A 25,701-nucleotide genomic window follows, 5' to 3' on the forward strand; every position below is an offset into this window, starting at 1 on the left:
ATTCGTTATGTGTTAAGTGTTGTAGTTTTCCTACTTAAAAAATATATTTTTTGTATTTAAATACTTTAAAATTTGCATCAACACACTGTGTAAGTAAAAATATTTACAAAGTTTTTTCGTTTGCTTGAGTTTTTCCGGGGGGGGGGGTATAAAGGCTAAGGCATATGGATAGTTGCGTTGGGCGTGTGTCTTCAAATTTGTATTTTATAAGAATTTCGTCCTATAGCACAGGATTTTATAAAGAAAGGTGAGCTGATTATGTTGCCAGCAAAGTTCCGTGGATTCGCATCACGCTTGTGTCGTCTTGCGTTGCGCGCTTTTGCTTGGCACAAGATTAGTGATCGCGATGGCGCAGCTCGCACTTCCAGCACTCTTCATCGAGCAATACTAGCGCTTCTCGTTGCTGTAATCACTGTATTAACCATGCTCATCATTCCGCCTGCACAACATGCAATGGGTTGGGCAGATGGTAAAGCACCGATTCATGCTTGGTGGAATAGTTTTGGTACAGGCTTTGTGTCTGGTTCTGGCTTTGGAATAGGGGATGCTCCTAGTCAAATTGCTTCTAACGTTGAAGTTGTTCGCAATGTTTATGACTCTTCTACTGGTAGAAATAGAACTCAGATTAAATGGGAAGTGTTCTTCAATACTTACTCTCAAATGTACGAGAGCATTGTAACAGGTGAACCTTATAGCGGTAGGAAAGAAGATAAAGCGTTTGGTGGTAAAAGACCTCTTCTTATGGCTTGGCTTCCAAAAGGGATTGATAGAAAAAGTATAAGGATTAGTAGAAGGAAGTCTGGTAATAGAGCTGGTTACCGTAACTATGGCTGCTGGCCTGAAACAGACAGCTGGTATAAAGCGTTTCCAAAAGATAAACAGTTTGATAAAACTGATAACGGTCGTGGATGTAGAGCAATTCAGTATCAAGAGCCTATTGTTACAATTAATAAAACATTAGATGAGTTTGTTGACAGTAGTTCTAGATGGGCTCATTCGTTCGATGGTAATTTGTATGAAGGTAAAGCTGGTAAAGAGGGTGCTGGTAAAGATCAACAGCTATTTAACTCTTATTGGGATAATGCTTTAGGTACTTCCAGACTTACATCGTATTGCGATTCGAACGACAAGCATGACATGTGCGAAATTAGAAACTGGAAGAATGATTTCTCTACGGTTCTTGCTGACTGGGAAGTTTCAGGTAATACGGCTTTTCAGTGGAATATCACTGCGTTTGTTGATGAAAGTATGGAAAATCGCTCAGATTTAGTATTGAAGAATCTTCCGTTCTCAGCTGGATGGAACTCCGGTAAAGGTACATATTCCGAAAGCGATTTTGGAGATTTAGAAACGAAGAAAAATGGTGCTGTAGAAGTTAGAAGTAAGTGGACTTTTATTGGACCTTTCGATAGTGATGGCGATGGTATTCCAGATTCTATGGAAGGCTATGACCATAAGAATCCTGACGCTTTGCCTGATTTTAGTAATAGTGATCAGCCGCATACTGTTTTGAATAATATTACTGATCCAAATGGTAAGACTGAAATAAAATATCCTCAATATTCGTCTAGCATGATGAATGATTATGTAAAGAAGTTAAATAATCAGAATTTAAGCTCGGACACTACTTATGGTGGCGTAGAGAATGTGCCTGTTACTACGTATGGTACGCCTGTAACAATTAAGCCGTACGTTAATACTGGTTCTTGGCAGGGATGGGATTTAGGCGAATGGGACGGTCAATATTCTCTACAAAACCATTATGGCGGTCACTATGTTGCAGGAAAAGATACGGATACTACTACTAATATTCCATCAGATTTTCCTAACGGCTCTAGTATGAAGTACGAGCTTACTTCTATTCCACAAGGTGTTAAGCAATCTAGTAGTTGTAGTACTGGTAAGAATAATTCTTACAAAGGTTGCGTGAGCATAGATAGTAAAACTGGTTATATCACTTATAATCCAGGAAAGTTGGATCGTAACTCTGATGGTATTACTTTTAAGGTGAAGATTACGCACCCAACTCCTAGCACTTACCAATACAACTGTAAGTATAAGACACCGATGGTTCAGGAAAATGTTCCTATAAAAATCAAGGTTGTTTCTAATGCCATGTTGTACAACCCGCAGTACAAGGAAACTACTGTTGACTACAATAAATCTACGAATAAGTTTAATTCTACTACCAGCGAAGAGCCTAAAAGCGTACGAGCTAACAAAAAGCCGTGGGTTAGGGTAGGTAGTCTGCCTAACGGTTCTACTTTTAAGCTAGAGCAGTACACTAAATACAGTCTTCCAGTGCTTGATTGGTCTAAGATTGATCAAAATAATTCAGGAAACGGCAAGGTGACGTTTACTCCGTCTAATGCTGAAGCTGGTGCAAACACTAAGACTCCTGTTGTTGTAACGTACCCGGATGGTTCTACGTCTAAAGATAATGACTCTGGTAATAGTGGTAATCCTGTGTACGCTCCTGTTACAGTGGGTGATTTGCCGATTTCAGGTAGTGACTTGAATCTTGGTTTATACAATGGCAAGAAAATAGATAATAACGCGTTTGGCGGTTTTTCCTTTGGACATAAAAGTAATCCGCACGAGATTGATAAGGGCAAGAAAATAGGTGCGAAAGATAAAGATAACCCTAGCCCTAATAATGGTATTGTATTCGATTCTTGGGCGAACCATGGTAAAGGTCCTATTACTTTCCGCGTGATATGCCATAGGACGGATGTTGATAATTCTCCGTTCTCGTTGCTTAAGCCTGCAGAGGGTGGCGCGAAAGCTAGCGGCGAGATTAACGGCTTGCATTTTGAGGATTTCCGCCAGTGGATTCGAGATAACGACAGTAGTTGCAAAGGTAAGGATTGCAGTAACCCTAACAAATTCCTTCATTCTAGCGAATACAACAGAGACACTATGGAGCGTTCGCGCGCGCTGATTGGTGGCACGCCTAAGGAAGGCGGATCGTATGAGTGTAAAGTGTTCGCTTTCCACCAAAAGCCTGGTGATAAAGACAGTAAAGATTATAGTGCATCGCTTACAGCATTTGAAAATGCGTCATCAGGTGGTTCTATTGCGCTTCAATCACTTTTTACTAACTATGAGACTGCTAAAAAAGACGCAAAAGGCTCAGAGTGGGTTGCTGGCAGCTTCTACTTTAAAATCAAGCTTAAAGACAACCAAAAGTACAACCCGACTTATGTAAAGATGCCAACAATTCAGGCTGGTAAGTCAATTAAGGATGGTAGGTATAGCAGTCCAACAAAAGACAATATCAGCACTGATCAGCCAAAGAGCACTAAAGATGGAAATGGTGTTGTTCTGCCAGCTGATCAAGCTAGCATTCTTGTTGGTGATCTTCCTGATGGCACGTGGTTTGAGATTAAGCGCTTTGTTAAGGCTGGCGATGTTAGTAACTCGAAGGCAATCAGTTTACCTTGGGCTAACTTTGAAGACGGCGAAGATAACGTTACGCGCGATGAAAAAGGCAAGCCTGTTATAGATAAGAAGAGTGGCAAAGTAGTTACTTTAGATCAGTCTAGTCGCGAATACGGTTCTGTAACTTTCCACCCAGATAAGTGGCAGTCTGCTGGTCAGTATTGGGCTGAAGTTAGAGTTCACTACCCAGACGGCTCTGTATCAGACGGCGAAGGCTCCGTGAACAAGGATCACCCTGTGTATGCGAAGGTGAATGTTACTGCTAAGCCTGGCAATAATACATTTGGTCTTAATTTGTTTAGGTATACAACGGATTCTCAATACAGAACTATCAGCGTTGAAAATGGCATAAACCTTCATCCAGGAGATTTACTTTCTGGCAACGATCGCCCTATGTTTGATTCTTACTTAACAAACGCGATTGGCAATCTTCACCAGCATATGATTTGCTCAAAGCAAAGCAAGGATGGTAAGAAGCAAACCGAGTACACGTATGGCATGCTTCCTGGTCATGTTAATAATGAGAAGTCGCAGAATGAGAACGAAAAAGACGGTTTGCGTCTTTTAGAACCACAGACGATTTGGAAGCATTCATCGCTTAAGAATCAGCTTGAGTGCAATGCAAATAACAAAAATTGCAAGTCTGATACTTACTTATATGATGACTGGGTTGATAGTGATAAAAGCTTTAACACTTTTGAGCGCACGCATGGATCTTTTGGCGGTGTAGCTCAGAAGACTGGCGACTATGTGTGCAAAGTCTACGTTATAAAAGGCGATGCTGAGTCTAATAAGTTTGAGAGTGCTGTTAAGGCTAATATCGAGAAGAATAATAAGGCTAAGAAAGACGTTGACCCAGTTGACGGAGTGCTGAACGCTAGAGGTAATCCATATGGCACAGAAGGTGTGGGGTATAAAACTGGCGCATTCTCTGTGCATATTCATAAAGACAATCAGCTGTATAATCCGACTTACACGAAGATTCCAGAAATTCAGGCTGGTAGTACTTTTGACAAGAATCTTAAGAAAGGCAACAAGGCAGCTATAAGCTCTGACGCTCCGCAAAGCAAGAAGAAGGTTACCGAGGGTAACACCGAGGTTAATGCTAACGGTGTTCCAAAAGAAGATTTGGTGAACGTTAAGGAAGGCGCTTTGCCTGCTGGCACTTGGTACGAGATTAAGCGCTTTGTTAAAGCTAGCGATATTACAAATTCGAAAGCAAGCAGTTTGCCTTGGGCTAACTTTGAAGACGGCGAAGATAACAAAGCTGACGGTAAGCAGGAAGCAAAAGATAGTAACGCTACTGGCAAAGGCTCCGTCACCTTCCGCCCAGATAAGTGGCAGTCTGCTGACGAGTATTGGGCTGAGATTAGGGTTCACTACCCGGACGGATCTGTTTCTGACGGTGATGACTCTATTAACAAAGATCACCCTATCTACGCAAAGGTGAAGGTTACCAGACCAGCTGTTGGCAGTGGCGATTTGCATCTTAACGTTTACAAGCAGTATGAAAATGGCAAGTTTACTGGGGATGTAGACAACGTGAATGGCATTACTGTTATGAAAGGCGTTGGCTTGCTGAAGGATATGGGCATTGACTCGTGGTCCACAGCCAAGCCTGAAGGCATTACGCTTAGAGCTTTGTGTAGAGATGACAGTGATGAAGCTAGAAAGAGTACAACTCATACCTGGAGTGAGGATCTCGATAATCTGTTCTTCAAGCTTAATTGGCAGCAAGCGTGGAAATATCCAACTTTTGCTCGTCAGGAAGCTTGCCGTAAGGGTAGCAATAATGGTGATGGCTGCAATGCTACAGATGAGCATTTCCTGTTCGATAGCACTGGCGGAACTATGGAGCGTGCGCGCGGAACTATAACTAGTAGCAAAGCTCCTACGAAGTCTGGCAAATACTATTGCGTTGTGCTTGCGATGAAGCTTACGGATTTGGGTAAGTATAAGAAAGCTATTAAGAACAGCAAGATTAGCGTTACTGATAATAACTTTGCTAAGGCTATGGGCTTTACAGATACTGAGGGCATTGACTACGCTGCAAAGTTCTTCCCAGTGCACGTGGTGGAGCAGTTTAAGCTGCCAAAGACCGGCGGCGAGGGGATTAGCATGGCGTGGATTGTGCTGGCGATGATTGGCATGTGCGTTATGTGCGGCGCGTTCTTCGTTGATCAGACGAAGTGGGGTCACGCAATGCTTGCTGGCTGGCTTGCTTGCATGATGTGCGGTTTGCGCTCTGCTACGCAAAATAGCAACAGTAAAATTTCCAAAATTTGGCGCGGTTTAGTCAAAAAAGTAAAGATTAAGCGATTTGACGATTATTGCGCGCATCTAAAAGATTTTGTCTGCAAAGCTACCAAATGGTGTTTCAACGTAATGTTGCGCATCGGAAGGTGGATTACCGAAAGGTGGCGATGCTGATGAAAAATTTTCTGCAGCTTAAAAACTGCAGTAGCTTCGCCGCTCAATAACGGCTTTGATTGTTCACGCACATATTGCAATGCAATTTGTGGGAACGTAAAAAACAAAACTTAAAACGAGAAAATAACATATCTTCCTAAACCATGCACGAAAGTGCGCTGAAATAAAGGAGAAGAAAGTGAATAAATTCACTAAACAATGCGTGGCTGCATTCGCCTCGCTCGCAATGGCTGGTACGCTGTGCGTTGCCGGCGCTGTTGCTGTAAACAGCTCTGCTTGGGCTGTGGAAAATCAAACTGCTGCTAAGGCTCCATGGGATGATACAGCCAAGACTGGTACTATCACCATTCACAAGCAGGATGATACTACTAAAGAAGGTATTGGTGGTGCTACTTTCACAGCTGAGAAAGTTAAAACAATTGATGGTAAAGCTGTTGATTTAACTACTCGAGATGGCTGGGATAAGCTTGCAACATTAGTAGATAGGCTTAATAAGAGCGCTACTACTGAAGATAATAAAATTGCATATGACACAGCACAGCCTAAACAAACAGCATCCGAAGATGGTAATGGTATTAAAAAAGGTGACGCCAAGTTCACTGGTCTTTCCATTGGTATCTATCGCATTAAGGAAACGACTCCACCTACTGGCTATACCTCTGATGTTGTTCCATTCTTTATGACTGTTCCAGAAATTACTCGTGATAATAAATCTACCAACAACACGTACACTTACGATGTTCAAGTAACTCCTAAGAACCACGATGTAAGAAATGCTATTACTAAGACAGCTGATACTAAGAATATGGTTGGTGTTGGTGATGTTTTGCCATACACTATTGATGCTACGCCAAACAAGACTAAGGCAACCAACCTTAAGAATGGTAAGGCTACTGATCTTACAGCTGATGATCTTAAGCAATATGCAATCTTCGATGATGCGTTGAAAGACGCATATAGCAATGCTACTAAAGATGTTGATGTTGAAGTTAAGGTTGATGGCGTACAAAATGCTCTTACCAAGGGTACTGATGCAAATGATACAACCAACGATTACTATGTGACTGCTGCTGAAACTCCTAACGACAATACTCGTACTCGTATTTCTGTTGTGTTCCTTAAAAAGGGTCTTGAAAAGATTGTTGCTAAGTTGAATGCGGTTAATGGTAATAATCAGCCAAAGGTTCACGTAACCTTTAAGTTCAAGATTGCTGCAACTGTTCCTACTGGTAGCGATCACAAGCTTATGAACAAGTATGGCTTCATTCCTGGTGGTAATGATGGCGAAAATCATGATCCTGTCGTGCCTACTACTCATACCGATACCGAGTTCCGTAAGTTCCACATCTTCAAGTATGACGGCAAGAAAGGCGAAACTGCTGAGGGAACAAAGCTTAAGGATGCAAAGTTCAAGGTGTTTGCTGGAGCTACTGGTGATAATACTGCTGATGCTGCGGCTTTGAAAGTAGCACAGAAGTGTGCTGATGATCCTACTGCGGCGAACGCATGCGATGCAGCTCTTAAAGGTTTTGAGGATTCTACAAAGACATATAATAAGACCGACGAAAACGGTGTAACTGAGGATTACACTGCTAAGGTTGGTCAGAAGTTCTATGTTGTTGAGACTCAAGCTCCTGCAAACTATGCTCGTTCTACCAAGGTTTATGAAGTAACTTTGACAACTGCTAAGAATAATGAGGGTGCACAGGTTGTTAAGATTGCTAACGTTCCAGTTAAAGACAACGGTGAGAACTGGTTCAAGCTTCCAAAGACCGGTGCTGCAGGCGTTGCAATCTTCGCATTGGCTGGTATGTGCTTAGTGGCTGCTGGCATCTTCGTTTTCATGTGCAATCGCAAGAAGGAAGAGCAAGAAGCCTGATTGCATAGTTTGCAATCATTCCAAAATAATAGTTTCTTAGTGCCATTTAAGCGATTGTTGCTATGGCACTAAGAGAAACTATTGTTTTGCAATATAAAGCTCAACAGATTTAATTGCGTTGCTGTGCATAGCGTTTCGCACACAATTTGCGTTATGTACATCCCTCTTTTTCGCGATTAAGTCTGTTGTCTAAGTGGAGTCGGGAGGAATACTCTCGACTCCATGTTATCTATTTATATCAGTAAATTCGTGTAAAAGTTACGTTTAGTTTAAGATTTTTGCGCACTATTTGAACTTTTTAAATAAGTTGCTTTCGCTTGAGTTGTATTTAATTGCGATTTAAATCATTAGAGTCAGTTTTAAATATTCACATAAAAATTATTAGTATTTTGAATTGAGGATTGGGGGAGTATGAAGTTAAATGACTTTGCCATGCGATTTTCACTTCCAATTTTTAAAAAGCTATTATTTAAATCAAATAAAATCAATCGCAAAAATAATTCAAATCAAAAATCCAAGCTACGCAAAATACTTGAGCCAATTGCATTCGTTTTAGCTGGACTTTTATGTTTCAGTTATCCGCTGTGTTCTACTCTTTGGAACAATAGAGTTACAAAGGAAATTTCCACAGCATACGACAAATTCAATCACAATCAGGCTGGTGATGTTAGAAGAGCGCATATAAGAGCTGCGAAACTTTATAATAAAAATCGTAAAAACATGCTCACTCAAGACCCTTATGGTGGCGATGGTCGGCAAGACCTAACTAATAAGCCTGAATATAAAGAATATCTTAAAGTTCTTGACGAGCCGATGGGAATTATGGGAATCGTAAAAATTCCTAAGATTGGCGTGAAATTGCCAATTTATCACGGCACGACTCAGCAAACTCTTGCTCATGGTGCAGGTCATTTGTTTGGCACTGATTTACCTGTTGGCGGAAAGAATAGGCATACTGTTATAACAGCTCACACAGGTTTAGCGGATTCAACTATGTTTGATGGGCTTGTTGATTTAAAAAAGGGTGACTATTTTTATTTGGACGTGCAAGGTGAAACATTGCGATACAAAGTGTTTCGCATTAGCGTTGTAGATCCGCACGATATAAGTTTGCTTCAACGCGAGAGAGGGCGTGATTTAGCGACTTTGCTTACTTGTACTCCGTATGGCGTTAATTCGCATAGGCTTTTAGTTACAGGGTATCGCGTGTTGCCAGATCCTGTGAAAGTGCCGATGGATCACGTTCAATGGCCTCTTTGGATGACGCTTTTCTTGTTTGCTATGATTCTTTCTTGCGCTGTGCTTTCAATTATGATTATTGCAGCGATTTCAAAGAAACGTAAAAATAAGGAAGTTTGCGGTAAGCATATTAAGGATGCAAGAAGAAAATAAGCGTTATTTTTTAGATGTAGTTTCGCTCTTGCGAGCTAATAGAGTTCAAGAAGAATTGCGTGCGTTCGCGATGTGAGCTGTCGCTTACAAAGTCTTCTGGGCAGTATTTAGCTACGCTGTTAAACATTTTTTCGTATTCGCTAACTGTTAATTTCACGCGCGAATTAAGCATTTCAATATGTTCGCTTGCAAATAGAGCTTGCTTAAATCCTTGCATAAGAGTTCCTGTGAAGAATTCGCCAATCGCGCCTGAGCCGTAGGAGAATAATCCGATTTTGTCGCCTTCTTTAAGTGAGCTGAATTTTTGATTCTCGCATGACGAGTTTGTTTGAATTGTGCTTGTTTGAATTTCGTTTGTTTGAATTGAAGTTGCTGCTGGATTTGCTGCTCCCGGATTGACTACTTCTGGATTGGCTATTTCTGTATTTCCGTCTAATTCTAGAAGCGATAACAATCCTAGGTACAAAGAGCCTGTGTAAATGTTTCCTATTCTCCTGCTGTATTTTGTGCTAGTTTCATACTTTTCAAGTAATCGAACTCGTGAAGTTTCAGAAAGATTTTCGCTAGAATCCATAGCTGCTCTCAAAGCTTTCAACCCCATTTTTGTATAGGGCAAATGGAAGCAAAGCGCGGCAAAATCGTTTAAATCGCAAGAGTTTTGTTCTGAATATTTTTGCCATACATCTAAGAAAAATTCAATATATTTTTCACTAGAGAATTTTCCTCGCGCTAAAGCAGTATCTTGATAAACTGGTCTCCAAAAGTCTTGTATATCGCATGATTTCACCACACTATCATCGTTAATTTTGAGCACGTGAGGATTCGCGCTTATTAGCATTGCAACTGCTCCAGCACCTTGAGTAACTTCTCCAGGAGTGTTAAGCCCGTATCTAGCAATATCTGCAGCTATAACAAGAACTTGCGAGTCTTTGTGAACGCGAACGTAATCGCATGCTGTCATAAGTGCTGCAGTTCCGCCGTAGCATGCTTCTTTTATTTCAATGCAGCGTGCGCATGAGTTAAGTTTTAGAAGATTGTGAATGTATAACGCGCTGGATTTGCTTGCATCTACGCCGCTTTCTGTTCCAACGATTAACATTTTCAGTTTATCTTTTTTAACATATTTTAAAAGTGGCAGCGCTGCTTGAGCGCCAAGAGTTACTATGTCTTGATTGTTTGGAGGAACAGATTGTTCGCTTTGCCCAATGCCAATAGTGAATTTGTTTGGATCTATTTCGCGAGCTTTAGCTAAATCTGTTAAATCAACGTAATAGTGCGGTGTTGTAAAGCTGATTCTGTCAATTCCAACGGGATTGCTTTCAACGCTTGTGTTTTCATTATCTTTAAAAAGTTGTTTAGCGTGGTTGCTCTCAATGTTTTTAAGAGAAAAAGTCATTTTTTACTCTTTTCTTCTTTAAGAATTTCGTAAATCTTCAAGAAGCATTTTTGCAATTTTAATATTTCTATTTTTATCGCTCATGCTTGCAAGCTTATTCGTTATTTCTTCAATCTCTTGCATTTTCGCTCCTGCTGCTATTGCTATATTAGCTGATTGCAAGCGCATATGACCTTCTTGAATTCCAGGACCTGCAAGAGCGCATAATGCTGCTAGATTTTGAACTAGTCCAAGAGCTGCTAAAACGTTTCGATACTCGTTACAAGTAGAGTATTTTCCAACGTGTATTGCTATTTGCGCTAATGGCAATGAGCTTATAGATCCGCCAACTATTCCTATTTGAAGTGGGATTTGGATTCGTCCGTAAAGTATTTTATCTTCGAGGCACCATGTTGAAAGAGGCATGTATCTTTTTGAGCGCGCAGCCCACGCATGAGCAGCTGCTTCTAGCGCTCGCGTATCATTTCCTGACGCGAGTGCAGCACCAACTATTCCGTTGAGTATTCCTTTGTTATGCGTTGCTGCGCGCTCGGGGTCAGCGGCGGCATATGCGCTTAATGCCGCGATGCGCCGCGCGAGTCGCGCACCTTCCTCTGCTCTTTGACTTTCAGGCAATTTTGTTGAAGCTAAGGCAATTGTAGGAAGGTGCACTTCTGCTGTAGTTGCTTGTTTGCTTGTGTTCGTGAGTATTGCTGTTAGCGCTCGCGCGCCGAGCCAGCTTTCCAGCTGGGCTTTTACTGCTTCGCCAATAGTGTTTACGATGTTTGCGCCCATTGCATCGCAAGTGTCTACGTCAATCGACAGTTTGGCGAAGTTCGTAAAAGCTTCAACGCGGCATTCTCGCGCGCCGCCGCCTCTTTGCACAATCGATGGGTGAGCATCCTTTGCAATATTTAATATTTTTGTTTTTTCAGTTTCAATAATGTTTTTTAATTTCTGAGCGATTTTTCCGTTTAAGTCTTCGAAAATTATTTGTACTGTTGTTAAATATTTTTCAGATGATGCTATAACGCCATGTTCTTCGCTCATCGATGCGATTCTAGCTCCGTTACATGCTGCTGCAATCACAGACGGTTCTTCTGTAGCTAGAAGTACATTGTGTGTTTTGCTGTTTACAATCAATCCTCTGACTACGCCAACTGGGAGAGTGTATTTTCCGATTTGATGTTCAATCATGTGGTTTGCAACATCTGCAGGTATGTTAGTTTCAGAGCTTTCAGCTAATTGTTTTAGTAAAAGTTGTGATTCTTCTTCGTTTAGAAAACCTTCTGATTGCAACGTTTTTATGCGATTTTCTACGCTTAATTCACGGAAAGCAGTCATTGAAATCTTTTCCTTGTTTTTACTTTTACTATTTTTTTTTAACTTTATTCTTTCGCCGAATTTTTTTAAATTTTCCGCTTAATCAGACAAGCTTATTCAGCAATCTTAATCTGCCATCTTAATCTGCATCGCGACTCCAATTCCGCCGCCAACACATAATGCTGCAACTCCATTTTTTTGTTTACGCTCACGCAAAGCATATATAAGCGTTGTTAAAATTCTTGCTCCACTTGCTCCTAACGGGTGTCCGAGAGCGATAGCTCCTCCGTGCACATTTAACTTTTCTTCGTCAATATGCAATTGTTCGGAAACTGCAATACTTTGAGCTGCGAAAGCTTCGTTTATTTCAAACAAATCAATATCTTTAACGCTAAATCCTGTAGAATTTAGCATTCGTTCCATAACGTGTTTTGGAGCATAGCCCATTAAATCAGGGTCAATTCCACCTTCAGCAAATCCCACAATTTCAGCAAGATACTCAATTTTGTGTTCAATCGCGTAATCTTTACTCATAAGAACTAAAGCTGCAGCTCCATCGTTAATTCCACTCGCGTTTCCAGCAGTTACAGTTGATTCGTGTGAGCAAGCTAATTCATTTGAAGTATTAAAAAGCGTGTGAAGTTTAGATAATTGTTCAAGGCAAGTATCTTCTCTAGGGTGTTCATCTTTAGATACAACGCTTCCGTCTTCAAGAGTTACAGGCGCAATTTCTAAGTCAAAATCACCATTTTTTTGTGCTGCTACAGCTTTGCGATGAGAATTTAGTGCAAAAAGATCTTGAGCTTCTCTTGTTATTCCAAATCGTGCTGCAACGTTTTCTGCTGTTGTGCCCATTGCGTTGCCAGTGAAAGCATCGTTTAAGCCATCTCTTTTTAAGCCGTCAACAAGAGTGAAATCACCGTATTTGTGTCCGCTAAAACGCATGTTAGTTGCGTAAAAAGGAACGTTGCTCATGCTTTCTGTGCCGCCTGCAACTACAACTTTCGCATCTTTCATTACTATTGCAGATTGTGCTAAACGTATTGCTTTTAAGCCAGATCCGCATACTTCGTTTATTGTCATTGCACAGCTAGATGTATCTAATCCTGAGCGCAACGCAATTTGTCTAGCTATGTTTTGACCGCTTCCAGCTTGTAACACGTTTCCGAAAATAGCTTGGTCAACATCTTTAGCGTCAATTGATGCGCGCTTGATTGCTTCTTTTGCTGCAATCGCTCCTAAGTCAACTGAGGATAGCGAAGATAAACTTCCGCCGAACTTTCCGATAGGTGTGCGTGCTGCGCTTGCAATCACAACTTCAGACATATGTTTAGCCACCTACTCAATTGTTTATGCGTATATTTACTAACCAGAGTACTTTACCGTATTTTTATGCAAAAGTGAGATTTGCGCAAAATTCTTCTCGTTTCTTTCACATTTTTATATAGATATTTTTCAGGTATATTTCATGCACATATTTTAGATATCATTTTTAGGTAGCTATTTCATTTGCATATTTTATGTATCTATTTCAATGCAGTTTTCATATGCTTTAGAATAATCTATATTTTTAAAAATACTTTCACACACTACTTACGGAAAGCACTACTTACGGAAAGCACTACTTACGGAAAGAAATAGAGCCATCTGTTGGATTCATTTCCTCAACAATAGCTAGAGAATCTAAATCGTATCCAGCGTCCCTTAACGCATCTCCGCCACCCTGGAAACCTTTTTCAATCGCAATTCCAATTCCAGCAACCGTAGCTCCAGCATGATTACAAATATCAATCAAACCTTGTAAAGCTTTACCATTAGCCAAAAAATCATCAATAATCAATACTCGATCTTCTTGACTTAAATATTTGCGAGAGACAATCACAGGAAACTCGCGTTGTTTAGTAAAAGAAAAAACAGTAGATACGTATTGATCTCCATCAAGATTTATAGATTGCGCTTTCTTAGCGAAAACTACAGGAATATTGCCAAAATGCCTTGCAGCTACGCACGCAATTCCAATTCCAGAAGACTCAATTGTAAGAATCTTAGTTATATTTGAATTTTTAAAATGCTCAGCCCATTCTTTGCCCATTTTGTCAAATAATTCAACATCGCATTGGTGATTAAGAAAAGCATCAACTTTCAAGACGTTTCCAGGTTTCACGATGCCGTTTTTGCGGATGCGTTCTTCCAGTTCTTGCACGATTGCTTTCCTTTCATAACAGTTTTCTTACGTTTTTAGTTTTTAATTTTGCAAACTTTAAATCTTTTTGCTAGTTGTGTGTGTGCATGAAATATTTGTATAAACACGCAATGTAATATAGTAAAACTCAAGCATACCCCTGACTGTAATACAAATACGTATAGAAGCTTGTAAATTATGCTATTTTACTTGATTTTATTTGATCTTACTTGATTTTAGTATTATTTTCTTTCGCGATTTAATGACTGTTTTCTGCTTTTAATTATTATTTATTATTATCTTCATATTTTTTAAAAAAACTAAAAACACTAAAAGCTATTTTTAATTCAAATTCGATATTAAGTGACCTTAGTATGTGGTAAACCTGAGTGAATGAGTTTAAGCATGTACGTTACTGATTTGTTTGGCGATCCAGTTGAAAATGATGATGATAAAAATGATAAAAATCATGTTTCAAAGTCATCTTCTAAATTGTCTCTCGAGTCTAATCTGAAAGCAGATAAGACTAAATCGCATATAAAAACTCCGAACACGCAGAATCGTATGTTGAGTGCGCAAAATCAGTCTACTAGCTATGGCGATCAGGATGCTATCTATCGAAATCAAATGTCTAGCTACCAGAGCAATCAAGACGCTGACGATTATGTCACTACTGACACTCCTAACACTCATGCCACTCATAAGTATCGTCAAAATGATTTTCAACAAATCGAAATTGATCCGCATAAACTCATAGATGGTCTTAACGAACAACAATCTAAAGCAGTGCAATACAAAGGTTCTGCATTATTGATTGGTGCAGGTGCAGGTTCTGGCAAAACGCGCGTGCTAACTCGAAGAATCGCTTGGATTTTAAGCCAATTTCACGAGTGGCCAAGTCATATTCTTGCAATCACGTTTACAAATAAAGCAGCTCAAGAAATGCGCGAACGCTTAGCTACGCTTATAGGGAATGAAGCTCTTAATATGTGGGTTTCTACATTCCATTCAGCTTGCGTAAAAATATTGAGAAGAGATGGAGGAATGATTGGTCTTAAACCAGGATTTTCTATCTATGACTCTTCAGATAGCGAGCGTTTGATTAAGCAAATCGAAACTGATCTAAATATTGATATTAAACGATTTACTCCAAAAGTTTTACGAGGAAAAATATCTGATTTCAAAAATAGTTTGATAACTTGGCAAGATCAATTGGAAGCTTACGCTCCAGATTATCACGTAGGAGTAGGCGGACAGAAGATTTCTAAAGTAGGTCAAAGTGAGTCTTTATACGCAACTGTTTACGCAGAGTATCAATATAGGCTTTCTATTGCAAATGCTGTTGATTTTGATGATTTGATTATGCGAACTGTGGAACTTATGAGAAAAGTTCCGCAAGTTGCACAAAAATATCGTAGAAAATTCAGATACATTCTAGTTGACGAGTATCAGGATACGAATCACGCTCAATACGTGCTTATTCGCGAACTATCGGGAGTAGATGCGCAAGTTAAAGGATCTGCAGGGTCTGCAGGATCTGCTTCAGCTCAAGTTTCAGAATCTTCAGGATCTTCAGAATCTACACAGAACGTTTCTAAGACTGTTTCACAGCATGTTTTATCACCTGCATCAATTACTGTTGTAGGTGATTCAGATCAGTCTATCTACGCTTTTAGAGGTGCGGATATACGAAACATACAGGATTTCGAAGAAGATTTCCCAGACGCTAAAACAATTATGCTTGAGCAAAATTATCGTTCTACTCAAACGATTCTTGACGCAGCAAACGCCGTTATATCTCATAATCAAGAGCGCAAGCCTAAAAAATTATGGACAGCATTAGGCAAAGGCGATCCAATAATTGGCTACGGTGCTCAAAACTCTTCTCAAGAAGGATTATGGATTGCTGAAGAAATATCCAGACTTAAAACTAAAGAAAATATTCCATACTCAAATATAGCTATTATGTACAGAGCTAATGCTCAATCGCGTGCTCTTGAAGATGCTTTAATTAAATCTGGATTACCATATCAATTAGTTGGCGGAACGAAATTCTACGAACGCAAAGAAGTTAAAGATACTCTCGCTTATATGCAAAGTATTGTGAACCCAGACGACGATATAAATATGCGTAGAATCTTTAACGTACCTAAAAGAGGTCTTGGGAATCGCGCCGAATCGCTTTTACTTTCTTATGCTAAAGCTCAAGGAATTAGTTTTTGGAATTCGATTGAACAATGTGAAAATATATCTGGAATGCCAACGCGTAGTATTACTCAAATCAAAGCATTTCACACTCTTATGTGTGAGCTTACGCAAATGGCTATAAAAAATGATTCAAGACCTTCCATAATAGTTAAAAATATACTCGATTCAACAGGTCTTTTAGATGAGTTGAAACGTTCAGAAGATGAACAAGATTTAAATCGCGTTGAAAACTTATCACAATTGCAATCAGTTGCATCTGAATATGAGCAGAATGCAGATGAAGTGACTCTTGCTGGATTCCTTGAGCAAACAGCTCTTGTTGCAGATTCCGATCAACTTCCTACAAGTAGTGAAGATACGGGAAAAATTACGCTTATGACTTTGCATACTGCAAAAGGTTTGGAATATCCTGTTGTTTTTCTAACAGGTATGGAGCAAGGAACTTTCCCTCATTCTCGTTCAATGGATAATGAATCTGAGCTTTCTGAAGAAAGACGATTAGCTTATGTTGGAATTACTCGCGCGAAGCAAAGATTGTATTTGACTTACGCATCTGTGCGCTCGCAATGGGGAGATGCGATGGATATGATTCCTAGCCAATTCCTTGATGAAATTCCTGAAGATTTGATTCATTGGAATTCTAAAAAGCCGTCTTATGATTATGACTCAGATGATGATTTTGATGATGAAGTTGATGATTTCGATGATGATTTCGACTATGACGATGATTTTATAGATGATTTTGACGATTCTTACGCTTCTCGTACTTCGTTTGGATCTCGCGCGCATAAGTCTAGCTCGAGTTTGAAATCTGCTAAAACGCGTAAGAAATCTTCGTCTTATGGGAATAGTTCGCGCACGTCTTATGGATCGTCTTATGGATCTTCGTATTCAAGTAGTTCGCGTTCGTCTTCGTATGGTTCTTCTTCGCGCTCATCTTATGGTTCGTCTTATGGAAGTAGTTCTTCTTATTCAAGTGGTTCGTCTTATGGATCTTCTTATGGATCGTCAAAAGCGCGTTTCAAATCTAGTTCTGTAACTACTCGTAAATCTTCTATTACTTCTTCTCGCTCGTCTTCTAGTTCTGCTTCGCGCGATAATCAAGTAAATCGCGATAATCAGTTAAATATAGAAGATTTTCACGTTGGAGATAAAATTACGCATGACCAATATGGATTGGGAACTATAGTTGCAACGCAAGATAAAGGCAGAAATTCGATTATTACAGTTGATTTTGGCTCTGATGGCGTAAAGCGTTTAATGTTGAGAGTAGCTCCTATTGAGAAGTTATGAAGTTTTGAAGTTGTGAAGTTTTGAAGTTGAAAAGTTTTATCTAATGTATGAAACAGTAAATTTAAGAAGCTTTATACTTGAAAATTTGAGAGTTTTTCGTTTGTAAAATGAAATTTTTCGCAAATGAATTGATAGTTTTCTTAGAAAGTTAATTATAAGAATTTGTGATTATATCTATGAAAAGAAAATATTCAAGACTTGTTTTCTTTTTGCATGTAAGAAAAAATAAGAATGAAAGTAAGTACAAAAGATAAAACAAACAAAATAACTGAATAGAAACATGCAATTACTGAATAGAAATAATTGAATAGGAACATAAAAATAACTGAATAGAAATAACAGCTACTAAGACTATTTAATAGCTTTTGGGGGAGTTGTTTTAAGTGAGCTTGAAAAATTAAAGATTTTAAAAGACGTGGCGTTTGCAAACGTGAGCGCCGTATAGCGTGTTGCATTAGAGAAAATGTGACACAAAAATATAAAAATATATTTAGAAAGAGATAAAAATTTATGAAGAACAAATTATTTGCATCAATTCCAGCGATTGTTTTCGGAATACTTATTGCTATTGCTCCGTTCACTTTTGCAAAAGTATGCGGCTCAATGGGTATGTCAAAAATGCATATGATGCATGGAGCTTGCTATTACACTGGACAAGCAGCATTGGGAATAGGAATTATTATTGCTTTACTCGGAGTTGTTGCTTTGTTTGTAAAAGCTCCTGTTCGTGCAGGTATTAGCATTGCAATAGTTGCAAATTCATTATTGATGATTGCCGTTCCTACTTTCCTTATTGGTGTTTGCAATAGCCCTATGATGAAATGCAATTCAGTTACTCGACCAACTTTAATCGTGTTGTCTGTTCTTACAGCTGTAATTTCAGCATCTTGCGCATACTTCGATTTGAAGAATGAGTCGGAAAACTAAAATTGCATAATAACAATTTGTATAATTTCTAATTATTATGCAACGAATTACATTAAAGCGTTTGCCGCTGGAGAATCTTAAACGTAAGCCATTAAGAACTATTGCTCTTATAGTAGTTGCTGCATGCTTATCTGCTGTATTCTTTGGCGGCGCGCTTATTTCTATGAATCTATCTCGCGGATTAAAAAGTATGCGTGAACGCTTAGGCGCGGATATTATGGTAGTTCCACAAGGTACTAATACTAAAGCTGAAGCCTTGCTCACAAATGGCGGTTCAAGCACTTTTTATTTCACAAACAATATAGAAGATTTAGTTAAACGCGCACCCGGAGTGAAAAAAGTTAGTGTACAAACGTATATTTCTTCACTCTCTGCAGGTTGCTGTGCTGAAAAGTTGCAAATTATAGGATTTGATCCTTCTACAGATTTTGTGATTGGACCATGGATTTACTCTCAGCATAGTTCTGTTTTGCATAAGGGAGATATGATTGCAGGCGCAAATGTTAGCGTATCTTACGACAATACTGTGCGATTGTACGGTCATAAATGGAATGTTGTTTCTCAACTTGCAAAAACCGGTACTAGCTTAGATAATTCTGTGTTTGTAAATAGGCAAACTGTGCCGCAAATAGTTGAATATTCAGCAAAAGTAGGCCATGTTGCTATTCCAAAAGAATATGCGACTAAAGCTATTTCCGCAGTTCTTGTGAAAGTAGATAAATCATATAGTCCTCAAAAAGTTGCAGATAATATTCGTAAAACAAGCGGATTAAGCAGCATTGGCATAATTTTTCCAGGTGGTATTACAGCAACAACTAAAGAGAACCTATCTATAGTAACTCGTTCAATTACAGTCGTAGTTGCTATTTTGTGGCTTATTTCAATTATTGTTATGGTTACAGTTTTTGCATCTTCTATTAGCGAACGCAAGAAGGAATGCGCGTCTTTAAGAATTATTGGCGTAAATCGAATAAGTTTAGTGAAAATTATTGTCAAAGAATCTTGCATAATCGGTTTAGCTGGAGGTGTGATTGGAGTAGCTTTTGCATCGCTTATCTTATTCCCTTATAATTCTTTGATTTCTAAACAATTGCAATTGCCTTATCTTGAAATTACTGCTATTCCTGTTGTTATTTTGATTATTGTAGGCATTTTAGTTTCATTGATTACTACTCTTTTGACTTCAATTGTTGTTACGCGAAATATTGCTGTAGGTGAAGCGTATCTTAAACTTCGTGAAGGGGAATGAGATCTTGCTATGAGTGAAAGTAATTCTTTAAAAGATACTGAAATAGTATCTCTTAGTAATGTTACGCGTAATTTTATTCGCAGAAAAAAGATTTTCTCAGCTGTAGATAACGTTAATTTTTCGTTGAAATCCGGAGAATTTGTGGCGATTGTAGGGAAGTCTGGTAACGGAAAAACAACGCTTATAAATCTCATTGCAGGTTTGCTAAAACCTACTTACGGTGATGTGGTTGTGTGTGGCTGTAATATTTCTTCATCGAATTGTTCCGATAATGAAATATCAAAATTGCGAGCTACTAGTATAGGTTATGTTTCTCAGACGCAAACGCTACTCCCAAATCTTACTGTGTGTGCAAACGTAATGTTGCCTATGTATGTAGCTTTTCCTGATTGTCAAGAAGATGATTCATATATTACTAGAGTTATGTTTTTGCTTAAAAAACTCGGTATTGATGATTTATTATGGTGTTATCCTAAAGAGCTTTCGGGCGGTGAAATGAAAAGAGTTATGATTGCTAGAGCAATGATGAGCGATCCTAAGCTTTTGATTTTAGATGAGCCAACAAGTGATTTAGATTCTGAACATACTCAGATAGTTATGGATATGCTAATGGATGCAGCAAATAATGGTTCAGCAGTTTTAATGATTACTCATGATTTGAAAGCAGCTAATTGCGCGGATCGCATATATTCTATGGATTGTGGAGTGCTCTCGCTATTAGAGAATAATGTTAAATAATTTTTAGGTTTGTTTACAAAGCATTGACCCCCGCAATGCGATTTGCATAGCAGGGGTCAAGCTGTATGTCCTTAAGAATGAAATCCAGAATTTAGCGAGCGTAGTACTCGACAACGTACTGAATGTTGACTTCAACTGGAATCTGATCGACTTCCGGTTTACGAGTCAAAGTAGCCTTCAAAGAGGCAAGATTCACATCGAGGTAACCAGGAACTGCTGGCAAAACATCGCGATGAACGCCTTCTGCAGCAATCTGGAATGGAACCATAGTCTGGCTCTTAGCACGAACCTGAATGGTCTGTCCTGGCTTGACGCGGTAAGATGGACGATCTACAAGATTGCCATCAACCAAAATATGACGATGCACAACAAACTGACGAGCCTGAGCTGTGGTGCGAGCAAAGCCTGCACGCAAAACCAAAGCATCAAGACGAGTTTCCAAATCGGTGAGCATTGCGTCACCGGTCTGACCTGCAGTGTGCGTACCCTTTTCGTAAACAGCGCGAAGTTGTTTCTCGGAAAGACCATACTGTGCGCGAAGACGCTGCTTCTCACGAAGACGTACTGCGTAATCGGACTCAGTACGACGACGAGTGCGACCGTGCTCACCTGGAGCATATGGACGCTTCTCGAAAATACGCTGAGCTTTTGGAGTTAAAGCGATGCCGAGGGAGCGTGAAAGACGCACCTGACGGCGAGAACGCTGAATATTAGTCATAACTAATCCTTTTAATTCTGTCGTTATCTGAACGGAACGCGAATCAAATCTTATGATTATTCGCGCTGAGCCGGCCTCTCCAGTGCTTCTTCGTGCATTACACACGAACACGTAAATAGCAAGATTTGCGTGCCGACCCACTGATGGGCTAAGGCTCCAGATGATGTCTATAAAATAGACATCGCAAGATATGTTACACGTAGTGTGGAATATTAGTGTTAAGTAAGTTTGATTGTACTTTATTGGCAAATGTTTAGATTATTATATTTTCTCGGCGTTTCGTAAAAGTTTACATTTTCTTACAAAAATATGTTAAAAATACACACACATATGATATAATCTTTACAAGAACGCTCGTTATGTTACAAAATCTAACATAGTGAGTGCGCAATATGGTAATAAAGCATAGAATAGAAAAAACTATGCATAGGTATCTTCGGATTCGAAGACGATGGAGTCGAGATGTCTTACAATATTTCAAAAGAGCCAGCTCGGGAAAATGGCAGCGAGGGAGATAAATTCAATAATGGGGGAACATCAAATAATACTTTATTTCGTAATACAATTAATGATAATTTACTAGAAAATGAGAAGACTTTAACACAAAACTTAGAAAATCAAAGCAAGAGTTACATTATGGAAAATAACATGAGCGATACTGAAGATTATTCAACAAGTAAATCTGATTCAAACGAAAAAACTTTCGCTATGGACGGTTTACATTCAATACCAACTAATGCAGGTTTTGCAGGCGCAGGCGCAGGGTTTGAAGGTGGAGCTGCTGCCGGTTTTGAAATCGACGAAAAAGGATCTGTCCGCTCTAAAATAAGCGATTCTCAAGTAATTAAAAGCTTAGAAGATACAGATGCTTTCGATGCTATAGACGTGGATTCAATTCGCGCATCGCAACAAAAAAATACTCCTGTAATCAATAAAATAACTAGTACAGGCGTTGGAGATTCTTCTCTAAGCGATCTTGTAACAAGCACAGAAGAACAATCCTCCTCGCTTCTTTCTTCTGAAGATGATTCTCCAGTTATATCAACTATTGCGCAAAGTCCTATCCGCGATTTTAACGGCGAATATCCATATAAACTGTATCGTCCTGGAACGTATGCAAGAGAGCATATTCGAATTACTGCTACAAAGCTTGCAGATGGACGTGATTTCTTCTATATGGACGACAATCCAGAATATGTAAGCGGTCGTAAAACTAGAGAGTTAAAAGATCCTCGCAAATTACCGTATCGCTTCTCGTATTTAGTAGATTCGGAAGGAAACGAAACGCCTTATACTGCTCCGCAAATGCGCCAAGATCCTCTTACCGGAGATTGGATTCCAATGGCAACTGCTCGTATGAACAGACCTATTACTGCAGGTCCAACTGTTTTAGCTAAAAGCAATCCTTTAGCTGCACGCAAACCGGGAGATCCTTATCAAGACGGTGAAGTTCCAGATACTGATTATGATGTTGTGATTTTTGAAAATCGATTCCCATCAATGGTTCAAGTTCCTGGAGAAAGCCGAGATATTAAGTATATTGATGGAAATCCTTTATGGAAGTCAGCTCCTGCTGCTGGTCGTTGTGAAGTGATTTGTTTTGGTCCAGATGAAAATCTACTTCCAGCAAATCTTTCAGTTTCTAGAATGCGTACAGTTGTTGAAGCTTGGGCTTTTAGAACTGCAGAAATCAGTCAAATTGATGGAATTGAGCAAATTTTCCCATTTGAAAATCACGGTGCAGAAATAGGCGTATCCCTAGCTCATCCTCATGGTCAAGTTTATTGCTATCCATTTATTGCTCCTAGACTTGAGCAAGAATTACGACATACAGAAGCATATTTTGATCGCACTGGTTCAAACTTGCTCAAAGATTTAATGAAAGCAGAACTTAATGCCTCAACTCGCGTGATTATGCGAAATCATAGTTGGGTAGCTTATGTTCCTGCTGCTGCTCGCTGGCCACTAGAGGTCCATGTTGCTCCTGTTCGTGACGTTTTAACTTTAGATCAATTAGACGATCAAGAACGTTGGGATTTAGCGCAAATGTATATTACTTTGTTGCGTAGAGGTAATAAATTCTTTGTGACTAAAGATGGTGAAGGAATGGATTTGCCTTATATTGCAGCATGGCATCAAGCTCCTGTTCATGATTCGAGAAGAGCGCATTATCGTTTGAATTTGCAATTCTTCTCATTCAGACGAGCTGCTAATAAGATTAAGTATTTAGCAGGATCTGAATCTGGTATGGCTGCTTGGGTTTCAGATACAACTCCAGAGCTTATCGCTAAGCGATTCCATGAAATTGGAGAAATAGATTTAGATTAAATTAACAGAAGGCAGATATGTTATTACATCTTTACTTAGTTCGACATGGTCAGACTATGTTCAATCGCTATAATCGTTTACAAGGGTGGTCTAATTCTCCGTTGACGGATAGCGGTATTGCAGATGCTTATAAAGCTGCCGAAAAATTGAGTGATATTGATTTTGCAGCAGCGTATTGTTCAGATACAACTCGCGCTCTCGCAACTGCTGAAACAATTCTCGATGTAAACGAATCATCTGGACACTCGCGACCAAATCTTGTAAGCGATATGCATTTTAGAGAACAATGCTACGGTTATTTTGAAGGTCAAGATATGTCTATGGCTTGGTGGGCTGCAGGTGCTCCACATGGAGTGCATTCTTATAATGAAATCGTTGAAAAATTTGGGCTTCCTGCAACTCGCGACATGCTTAAAGAAGCAGATCCTTTTCACGATGCTGAATCAGATGTTGAATATTGGACTCGCGTAGAAGGCGGTTTTTTGCTTATCGCAGCGAATAAGAGTTTGCAGAATGGAGATAATGTTTTACAAATCTCACACGGAAACACTCTTTTAAGTCTTATGCATCGTTTTGCGCGTGGCGCTTACGATCTAAGTGAACGTCCTCGTAACGGTAGTATTACGCGTCTTGATTTTGATACAACTAAGCCTTTAGATAACGCAATTAGTGTTCAAGGTTATAACGAGTAATCTTAGGTTTTATCTTTTTATGCATGATGATTTTTCTCTAATTTGCTGCTGTGATAAGTTGCTTTTATGAGTCGCGACCGTTAGTTAGTCTTGTGTCATTGAAACACGGCAATTTTAAGTAGCAGTAGTAGCAATATTAGTGAAAATCTTAAAATAAGGGAAAGAGGTACGATGAGCGTTGGAGAAATTGCGGGACTTATTGCAGCAATTGCGTTTGCAGTACTTTCTGGCGTTTTAATTTACCCACTTATTCGATTGGGTAAAATGTTTGATCAAATTGCAAACACTGTTAAAGATTCAGGCGATCATGCTATTGATGCAATTGACGAGTCTTTAACTACTATGCAAAAAGTTAATAAGACTTTAGATGATGTAAACGCTATGTCTGATTCTGCTCGCACTACATTAACGAATATCAGCGCTCTTACTGATTTGTATGGTTCGTTCTTAGGAAAGCCGATTATAAAAGTTGCATCCGTTGGGTATGCAATAAAAGATACTTTTAATTCCTTCTTTAATAAGCCTTCTGTTCCAACTTCTTCTGCTTCTGCTTCTTCGAGTTCTGCTTCTTATGGATCTTCTAAGAGCAAATCATCAAATTCTTCTAGTTCTTCTAATTTTTCAGGACTAAAAAATTCAGCTGGTCATATTTCTGATGCAGCTTCGTCTATAGCAATGTCTGTAGTTTCTTCATTAGCTTCAGTTGTTGCTTCTGCTGCAACTGCTTTTGAATCTGTTTCTACATCATTTTCAAAGTCTTCGCAAAAGTCTTCGGATGAGAAGTCTTCGGATGAGAAGTCTTCGGATGAGAAGTCTTCGGATGAGAAGTCTTCAGATGAGAAGTTATCAGATGAGAAGCGTGATGACAAGCGTAACGAAAATGGTTTGGAAGATCGCGCAGAACAACCTGCTGAGAACGAAAAACAGTATGTAAAATCATCGAAAAAGATGCGTGGAAGTTCGCGCGGAAATTCTAGCGGAAGTTCTCGCGGAAAATCGACATCTTCTAAATATTCTAAATATTCCAAATATTCTTCTAGTTCTTCTAATCTAGATTCCTAAAAAGGAGTAATGATGTTTAAGCGATTGTTTTGGATTAGTATTGGTTTTATTGCTGGAGTTTTAACTGTTAGCAAGTTTCGTGCTTATTTGAAAACTAGGCTTTCATCTACTGGAAGCAAAATTTTAGATGATGAGAATCCAGATAATATTACTTTGCAAACTCTTTTAATTCTATTCAAAGATTTTAATTCAAGTCGCAAAAAGCGTGAAGAAGAATTAAATTCTAAATATGCAGAGGAATTTAACGTTTCCAAATACGAATATCATGATTTAGAGAGTTGATTTTTTAAATACTCGTAGGATTATTTACTATAGCGTAGGATTATTTACTATAATTAACAATCCTGAAGATAATAAAATATTGCAGATTTATATATCTGTCTTAGCGCCTTAAGCATGATGGTATGATATTCTTTTGTGCCGCACTGTTACACGGCGTTTAATATAACACAAGGAGTTCATAC

General features: G+C 39.1%; 15 protein-coding genes and 1 pseudogene. 11 read left to right on the top strand and 5 right to left on the bottom strand.

What is annotated here, in order from left to right; all coding sequences use genetic code 11:
• The first annotated feature begins 258 nt into the window (after nt 1-258).
• The 3 genes from Q0X59_RS01825 to Q0X59_RS01835 all read left to right on the top strand — a co-directional run bounded on the left by Q0X59_RS01825 (nt 259) and on the right by Q0X59_RS01835 (nt 9,142).
• Complete coding sequence (locus tag Q0X59_RS01825) at nt 259-5,871, top strand: Rib/alpha-like domain-containing protein (protein WP_297642770.1); 5,613 nt, start codon at nt 259-261, stop codon at nt 5,869-5,871.
• Nucleotides 5,872-6,049: 178 nt separating this feature from the next.
• The gene (locus tag Q0X59_RS01830) at nt 6,050-7,750 is read left to right on the top strand and encodes a SpaH/EbpB family LPXTG-anchored major pilin (protein WP_297642772.1); all 1,701 of its coding nucleotides are present in this window, start codon (nt 6,050-6,052) and stop codon (nt 7,748-7,750) included.
• 432 nt (nt 7,751-8,182) lie between these two features.
• Complete coding sequence (locus tag Q0X59_RS01835) at nt 8,183-9,142, top strand: class C sortase (RefSeq protein WP_366517013.1); 960 nt, start codon at nt 8,183-8,185, stop codon at nt 9,140-9,142.
• A 10-nt stretch (nt 9,143-9,152) separates the two neighbouring features.
• On the opposite strand, the gene Q0X59_RS01840 is transcribed toward Q0X59_RS01835, so the two are convergent.
• From Q0X59_RS01840 to Q0X59_RS01855, 4 genes are all read right to left on the bottom strand, one after another.
• Complete coding sequence (locus tag Q0X59_RS01840; RefSeq protein WP_297642776.1) at nt 9,153-10,538, bottom strand: hydroxymethylglutaryl-CoA synthase; 1,386 nt, start codon at nt 10,536-10,538, stop codon at nt 9,153-9,155.
• An 18-nt stretch (nt 10,539-10,556) separates the two neighbouring features.
• Entirely contained in the window at nt 10,557-11,909 is a 1,353-nt protein-coding gene (locus Q0X59_RS01845; RefSeq protein WP_297642821.1) for a hydroxymethylglutaryl-CoA reductase, degradative, read from the bottom strand.
• 57 nt (nt 11,910-11,966) lie between these two features.
• Nucleotides 11,967-13,166 carry an acetyl-CoA C-acyltransferase gene (locus tag Q0X59_RS01850; protein ID WP_075523014.1) on the bottom strand — a complete coding sequence of 400 codons (1,200 nt, stop codon included), beginning with the start codon at nt 13,164-13,166 and terminating at the stop codon, nt 11,967-11,969.
• Nucleotides 13,167-13,461: 295 nt separating this feature from the next.
• On the bottom strand, nt 13,462-14,043 hold the full coding sequence (locus Q0X59_RS01855; RefSeq protein ID WP_199172704.1) for a xanthine phosphoribosyltransferase: 582 nt from the start codon (nt 14,041-14,043) through the stop codon (nt 13,462-13,464).
• A 372-nt stretch (nt 14,044-14,415) separates the two neighbouring features.
• Between Q0X59_RS01855 and Q0X59_RS01860 the strand changes: the two genes are divergently transcribed.
• From Q0X59_RS01860 to Q0X59_RS01875, 4 genes are all read left to right on the top strand, one after another.
• Nucleotides 14,416-17,523 (top strand): UvrD-helicase domain-containing protein, encoded by a 3,108-nt coding sequence (locus Q0X59_RS01860; protein WP_297642779.1) that lies wholly within the window; start codon nt 14,416-14,418, stop codon nt 17,521-17,523.
• Nucleotides 17,524-18,033: 510 nt separating this feature from the next.
• Entirely contained in the window at nt 18,034-18,450 is a 417-nt protein-coding gene (locus Q0X59_RS01865) for a DUF4418 family protein (protein ID WP_103042839.1), read from the top strand.
• A gap of 37 nt (nt 18,451-18,487) precedes the next feature.
• On the top strand, nt 18,488-19,699 hold the full coding sequence (locus Q0X59_RS01870; protein ID WP_297642782.1) for an ABC transporter permease: 1,212 nt from the start codon (nt 18,488-18,490) through the stop codon (nt 19,697-19,699).
• A 9-nt stretch (nt 19,700-19,708) separates the two neighbouring features.
• Nucleotides 19,709-20,437 carry an ABC transporter ATP-binding protein gene (locus Q0X59_RS01875; RefSeq protein WP_297642784.1) on the top strand — a complete coding sequence of 243 codons (729 nt, stop codon included), beginning with the start codon at nt 19,709-19,711 and terminating at the stop codon, nt 20,435-20,437.
• Nucleotides 20,438-20,528: 91 nt separating this feature from the next.
• Here the strand turns inward: Q0X59_RS01875 and rpsD are convergent, their stop codons facing one another.
• Complete coding sequence (gene rpsD / locus Q0X59_RS01880; RefSeq protein WP_075524039.1) at nt 20,529-21,155, bottom strand: 30S ribosomal protein S4; 627 nt, start codon at nt 21,153-21,155, stop codon at nt 20,529-20,531.
• 1,062 nt (nt 21,156-22,217) lie between these two features.
• On the opposite strand from rpsD, the gene galT reads away from it, so the two are divergent.
• From galT to Q0X59_RS01900, 4 genes and pseudogenes are all read left to right on the top strand, one after another.
• Nucleotides 22,218-23,483 (top strand): galactose-1-phosphate uridylyltransferase, encoded by a 1,266-nt coding sequence (gene galT, locus Q0X59_RS01885; RefSeq protein WP_196489661.1) that lies wholly within the window; start codon nt 22,218-22,220, stop codon nt 23,481-23,483.
• A 17-nt stretch (nt 23,484-23,500) separates the two neighbouring features.
• Nucleotides 23,501-24,175, top strand: a complete 675-nt coding sequence (locus Q0X59_RS01890; protein WP_297642786.1) for a histidine phosphatase family protein — start codon at nt 23,501-23,503, stop codon at nt 24,173-24,175.
• Between the two features lie 171 nt (nt 24,176-24,346).
• Nucleotides 24,347-24,778 (top strand): annotated as a pseudogene (locus tag Q0X59_RS01895) (DUF948 domain-containing protein); the annotation flags it as partial.
• Between the two features lie 471 nt (nt 24,779-25,249).
• Nucleotides 25,250-25,519 (top strand): hypothetical protein, encoded by a 270-nt coding sequence (locus tag Q0X59_RS01900; protein WP_075524037.1) that lies wholly within the window; start codon nt 25,250-25,252, stop codon nt 25,517-25,519.
• Nucleotides 25,520-25,701 lie beyond the last annotated feature (182 nt).

It is taken from the genome of uncultured Gardnerella sp., assembly GCF_947280595.1.
Lineage (GTDB): Bacteria > Actinomycetota > Actinomycetes > Actinomycetales > Bifidobacteriaceae > Bifidobacterium > Bifidobacterium vaginale_A.